Origin of the sequence: Mesorhizobium sp. M1307 (genome assembly GCF_040318155.1) — a bacterium.
GTDB lineage: Bacteria > Pseudomonadota > Alphaproteobacteria > Rhizobiales > Rhizobiaceae > Mesorhizobium.
This window is the reverse complement of the sequence record NZ_JAMYLR010000094.1, coordinates 1-3,203: the sequence shown is the minus strand read 5'-3', so window position 1 is coordinate 3,203 and position 3,203 is coordinate 1. Positions and strand designations below refer to the sequence as shown.

Here is a 3,203-nt window from a genome sequence, read left to right as displayed (position 1 = left end):
ATCCCGACGCTTCCGTCGAGATCGATCCGGCGACACCCGGAGCGGAGATCTACACCCGCTATCCCCATCCCGACGTCAAGGTGACCGGCGCGACAAAAGCCTTCCTGCATCGCGATCACCTGGCCTCTGTCCGCATGGTCACCGACGCCGCCGGCGCCATCGTCGAAGCCACTAACTACGCCACCTACGGAGAAAGGCTCAACACCGGCTTCCAGACGCAAAAGAGCTACATCGGCGAGCGCTTCGATCCCGAGACCGGGCTGCTGTATCTCAATGCCAGATACATGGACCCGCTGCTGGGACGGTTCATCTCGCCCGATGATTGGGACCCGATACTGCCGGGGGTGGGCACCAACCGATATGCCTATGCCCAGAATGATCCGGTCAATAAAGCTGATAACAATGGACATTGCTTCGAAGACGCCTGCATCGGGGAAGCAGTAATTGGCTGGAGTATTGGGGCCGCTATACTCAGCTATGTCAGCGCAGATGCTATCGATGACGGTGAAGTAAACAACTCTACGATAACAAATACTCAGAAATTATGGGACTTAAACAAGCCTACCGTTGCGGAAGCGATGACAAAGACATGGAGCAGTCACCTAGAGGTCCAAGCACAAAATCAAGCACAAAATAAAGCGTTAGCACTGAGTTCAACCAATCCAGATGCGAGGCAGTCGCACCATATCGTTCAAGATGCAGCTGTAAGAAATCTGGAAGAATACAGCTATAGCAAAGCGCCAGCTGTTTCGTTGACTGTAGCCGATCATGCCAAGGCCAACGCCTTTCAAAACACTAACCTCACCGGGCGGGGAACCTTGGGTGCCGAGTATGGTGTCGCTTACGGTGCATTACTTGCCGCAGGATTGTCACCTGCTGAGGCTCGACAGAAAGTCAAAGAGGCAAAGGACTATTTTGACTCAATCGGATATGGACCAAGTACACCGACGGAAACTCCGGGAAAGAAGGACAAAGGCGGGACAGGGCCCGGTGGCTCAACGGCGACGGACGCTTCTTCCGGACCTGGGTCAAGTCAGGGTCCAACGAGTCAAAGTCCGCGAACTTCGTATTGAACAGCCGTAGTGAAAGGTGCTCAAGTGCGGCAGGTGTATGTTAGCCAATCCCTAAGCTGGAACAAAGTCGAATGGCCACTCTTGAAATTAGCTCAGCCGAACGAGACCGAATCGAGAGAATATTGCAGACGGCGATTTCGGGGTCGTGGGTAGATTTCAAGTCTCTCACGGACGAGCCGTTTTCGAGTGAGAAATCGATGCTTGAGCAATTCGAAGATTCTTCGAAGAGGATTCGACTAGCCGGAACGAGTTTGGAGAAATCGACCGGCATTGAATTGCAGGAGGATGGGACACGCCTCATCTTAACGAAGTTAAAGTCGATTGATGGAACTAGCATTATCCTAACGATGCATAGCACCGACGATTCAGAATTTAGTATCATAAGCGTATGGAACTTTTTCCAGGAGCTGGACCTCAAATCGTTGTTCGATAGTTAATTCAGTGTTTAGTACCGAGTCCGACCCTTGCCATGTGATCCGTCAGCCTTTTGGGAATCGAATTACGCGAATTAGGGTGACACCCATTAGCCGGTGTCTCGTCGAGGGCGAGCGGACCTGTTTTGGCGGCGTCAGCCGCCAATTTGCATCCTTTTCTTTTCGTTCCCTCAGCGGCAGGCTTTGAACCGCACCCGTTTCTTCACGCTTGGCTGCGATGAACGATCGCGCCAGACACCCATAGGGATCAAGCATTGGTCAGGCCTTGCGGCTTTCCCTCGCCCTGACGCCGTTGCCCAATGGCGCCGGTGAGGATTTTGTCCGCTCCTATTATGACGGGCTTGGCCGCGTCTACCGGGTGGAAACCCCGGCGAGACGGCGGCGGGAGCCAAGCGCATTGCTGACACCGACTACGACCCACGCGGCAATGTGCTGCGCACCGCCTTCCCGCGCTTCGTCGGCGACACCGCGCAGTGGGCGACCAACAGCTACGACTGGGCCGATCGGCCGGTGAAGAGCGTCTATGCCGATGCCAGCCAGACGATCTTTGCCCACAGCCTCGACACCGGCACCGGGGCCAATCCGCGGCTTTACGCGGTCACCCAGACCGACCAGATCAATGCGACCACCACGCGGCAGAGCAAGAGCGTATCCTCGACGCGCGGCGATGTCGTGCAGATCGTGCGCGATCTCGGCGGCCTCAATCTGACGGAGGGCCGTACTTACGATGTCCTTGGCCGGCTGACCGGGGTCAGCGATCCCGGCGGCTCGAACTGGTCCTACAGCTATGACATGGTCGGCAACCGGCTTTCCGCAACGGATCCCGACCTCGGCTCATGGTCGTACATCTATGACGGCGCCAACCGGCTGACCAGCCAGACCGACGCCCGTGCCACCGTCACAGCTCTCGCCTATGACCAGATGGACCGGCTGACCCTGAAGACGGCCACTAGCTCCGGCGGCAGTGCGGTGACGCTGACGCAAAACACCTACGACCAGGCAGCGGCCGGCTATTACAATATCGGCCAGCTCACCACCTCCGCCAACCCTGCGGCAACGCAGGCCAACAAGTATGACGGCTTCGGCAAGGTCGCCCGCCAGGACGTCACGCTGGGAACGCTGACCCACACCACGACCAGCGTGCGCGATGGCTCGGGCCAGACGCTGCGCACCCAGTACCTGCCGGTGCAGCTCGACTTCGGCACGCTGGCCGCCCCGCTGCAATACACGGCCGCCAACAAGCTGCTCTCGGCTTCAGGCATCACCTCGACCCTCTACGAGGCCGACGGCCAGACGAAGGAGATCACCTATGCCAATGGCGTAAAAACGTCCTTCATTTATTCGCCGACCCGCCGCTGGCTGAACCGCGTCACCACGGCAAAGGGCGCCGCAGTCCTGCTCGACGACCAATACGCCCGCGATCTCCTCGGCCGCATCACCGGCACGACGGGGCTGACGGCCTCCGACAGCTGGACCTATGGCTACGACAAGGCCGACCGGCTGACTTCGAGCGACAATCTTGGCAACAACACGCTCGACGAGACTTTCGTTTACGCCGCCAACGACAATCTGACCTCGCGCACGCGCGTTGCCGGAACCTATGTTTACCCAGCGGCGAGTGCTGCTCGTCCGCACGCTCCAACAGCGGTCGGCGCCAAGACGCTCACCTATGATGCCAACGGCAACATGACAGCCG

Annotated in this window: 2 protein-coding genes; both read left to right on the top strand. The window is 58.1% G+C overall.

The window, feature by feature from the left end; translation table 11 throughout:
- On the top strand, positions 1-1,073 hold a 1,073-nt coding region (locus NKH16_RS34675), incomplete at its 5' end, for an RHS repeat-associated core domain-containing protein (RefSeq protein WP_352903936.1).
- Positions 1,074-1,936: 863 nt separating this feature from the next.
- On the top strand, positions 1,937-3,203 hold a 1,267-nt coding region (locus NKH16_RS34670), incomplete at its 3' end, for a hypothetical protein (RefSeq protein WP_352903934.1).